This window comes from Frankia sp. AiPs1, assembly GCF_023716945.1.
Classification (GTDB): Bacteria; Actinomycetota; Actinomycetes; order Frankiales; family Frankiaceae; genus Frankia.
On record NZ_JAMQQF010000712.1, the window covers coordinates 1 to 2,575 of the forward strand.

Annotated in this window: 3 protein-coding genes and 1 pseudogene; 2 read left to right on the plus strand and 2 right to left on the minus strand. The window is 72.4% G+C overall.

Translation table 11 applies throughout. The features are described from left to right. Positions 1 to 618 (minus strand): SAF domain-containing protein (locus ND748_RS29770; protein WP_308205768.1); only part of this gene is annotated, 618 nt, incomplete at its 3' end. A gap of 504 nt (positions 619 to 1,122) precedes the next feature. On the opposite strand from ND748_RS29770, the gene ND748_RS29775 reads away from it, so the two are divergent. After that, entirely contained in the window at positions 1,123 to 1,359 is a 237-nt protein-coding gene (locus ND748_RS29775; protein ID WP_009740318.1) for a helix-turn-helix domain-containing protein, read from the plus strand. Positions 1,360 to 1,388: 29 nt separating this feature from the next. Here ND748_RS29775 and ND748_RS29780 read toward each other — a convergent pair whose 3' ends face one another. After that, a complete protein-coding gene (locus ND748_RS29780) occupies positions 1,389 to 1,958 on the minus strand; it encodes a hypothetical protein (protein WP_251749529.1) in 570 nt (189 codons plus the stop codon). Between the two features lie 160 nt (positions 1,959 to 2,118). Here ND748_RS29780 and ND748_RS29785 point away from each other — a divergent pair. Next, a pseudogene (locus tag ND748_RS29785) lies at positions 2,119 to 2,575 on the plus strand (hypothetical protein); the annotation flags it as partial.

Here is a 2,575-nt window from a genome sequence, read left to right on the forward strand (position 1 = left end):
CCCCCCCCCCCCCCCCCCCCCCCCCCGCCCCCCCCCCCCCCCCCCCCCCCCCCCCCCCCCCCCCCCCCCCCCCCCCGGCTGGTTCGGCTGATTCGGCTGGTCGGCTGGCTGGTCCCCGGCGCCGGTGGCTGCCGCGGCCCCGGCGGAGAACACGTAGACGTCGACGTGGTCGCCGGGCTCGAGGACGGGCAGTCGGCCCGCCTTGACGATCACGGGGACCAGCCTGGTGGACTGCGTGTTCCGCCCGGCGAAGTCGGCCCCACTGACCAGCTCACCGCCGTCGACGGGCCGGGCGAGGGTGGCACCGGTCAGGTCACGCAGCCGGCCGCCCGGGTAGTAGCGGTCGGATGTTCTGGCATCGAGCCGGGCGGACACCGTCGTCAGGTCTCCCGCCACGATGACGTGCCCGACGGGCAGGCCGGCCTTCGCCACCACCCACTGCCGGGTCGCGTCCGCCGACGCGAACAGCCGCGCCCCAACGACGACCGAGACGAGCACGAGCAGCACCCCGACGAGCAGCCGGGAGTCGCGCCAGCGCCGCCGGGTGAGCCGGCGCGCGGGAGGCGAGCCCGGCGGGGGCACATCGGAACGGACCGGCGCCGCGGCGAGCTCGGTCACCGGGAGACCTCCCTTTTCTCCTGGCCGGACCATGGGTGCATGTTCACACCTTCCGGTCGCAGAGCGTACGCGGTCGAAGGCCCTGAACCCACCGAAACCAGCGATGATTCCGCTGCGGAACGCCACCGTCGACGATCGGTGTTCACCGACCGCCCGCGGGCAGCCACATCCCGGGTGTCCTGAGCTCACCTGTTGGACGCGCAGCCGGCCCGCTGCGATGCGCACCTTGGACGAAGCCGCGCGATTTTCGCGTCACCGGGTCCGACCGCCCTCCCGTTCTGCGCCGCTTACCCGGGTGGCGACGCAGGTCAGGGGCCCGCCGACCGCACCGGGCCACCAGCGGCGGCGGGCTCAGGTGATAGCAGGCTAGAACAGCCGCGAGCGAGCGCTTTCGGTGGCATCCGCGCGCAGTTATCCACAAGCTGATGCATCTGGAGGCGATGAACAGTGGAATCTCTGATACACACGTGAGGAGAGACATCCGCCCTCAGTAGGAGGACTTCGATGAACGACCGCTTCCTTCAACTGAGCGATGTGGCGGACATCCTCAACATCTCGTCCAGCCAGACCTACGCCCTCGTCCGCTCGGGCGAGCTCCCCGCCATCAAGATCGGCGGCCGCGGGCAGTGGCGGGTGGAGCGCTCGGAGCTGGAGGCGTACATCCAGCGCGCCTACGAGCAGACCAGGGCCTTCGTCGCGGCCAATCCCATGAGCCGCAACGAGGCCGTGCCGGAGGACTGAAACCGCCGCTGAGCCGCGCACCGGACCGTTCAGGGGACGCGACGCACGTAGGCGATCGCGTCGAGCGGCATCGTCCATCCCGACCGGACCCGCCCACGGCGGGCGAACTCACCCACCGCGTGCTCGGCGACCTCGAGGAAGTCCGCGCCCACCCGGACCGGCGTTCCGTGCAGGCTCGTCCCGTCCACGAACAGCAGCGTGCACACCGAGCGGTCCCGAACAAGCCCTCGCAGCACGTACCGCAGATCCAGCTTCGCGGCCAGCGGCCCCTCGTGCCCCGGCTGGGCGGAGACGACCGGCAGGTTCTCGACCGCGAGCAGCGAGCGCATCGGCACCAGCACCTCCGTCGCGCCAGGCTCGGCGAGCAGGAACCAGTCCACTCCCAGCGCGGACAGCGTGCCGTGCAGCGTCTCCGGCGCGCGCTGCCCGCCCAGCACCCGGCAGCGCGTCGGGTGTCCCACCACCGGCCGCAGGCGATCGATCAGCCTCAGGTAGGCGGCCTCCCGGCGGCTGCGGTCGGCGAGCTCGGCGGCGAGCTCGCCGGCCTCGTTCGCCTCCCACTGCAGCTCGAGGTCCGCGAACAGGTCCTCCCAACGCATTGGGTCTCCTCCCATACGGGTACGTTCCGCTGCACGTCGGACGACTCGATCCCTCACGCACGACGCAAGCGGGATTGACAGTGGGACGCCAGAGGTTTACACAACCAAACATAGGCAAACGAAGTCGTTCGACGACATCCGGCAGACAGGAGTAGCGACGATGATCGCGGGAGCGGCCCGGCGGACGCTGGCGCTGTTCGCCGGCGCGGCCGCAGCCGCGGGCACGGCGATCATATTGATCGTCTTCGGCCCCCGGCTGGCGGACCTGCCCGCCGGCGTCGGCGACGTGCCGGACTGGTTCACCGCAGCGCCCGAGCAGGCCCTCGTCACGGTCGTCGGCGCGGTGGCGTGGCTGTGCCTGCTCTGGCTGTGCCTGGGCGTCCTGCTCGGCGTGGCCGCAGCCATCCCCGGCGGCGTCGGTCGGCTCAGCGCGGCGCTGGCCCGCCTGATCCTTCCCCGCGCGATACGCCGGTTGGTCGAACTCGGTCTCGGCGTCACCCTGGTCGCCGGCGTCGCGCCGGTGATGGCGGCGATGCCCGCCGCGGCCGCCGGCAGCCACCCGGGGACCGGGATCGGCGCCACGGCTCCGGCATCGTGGCCCGATCTCGGCCGCCCGG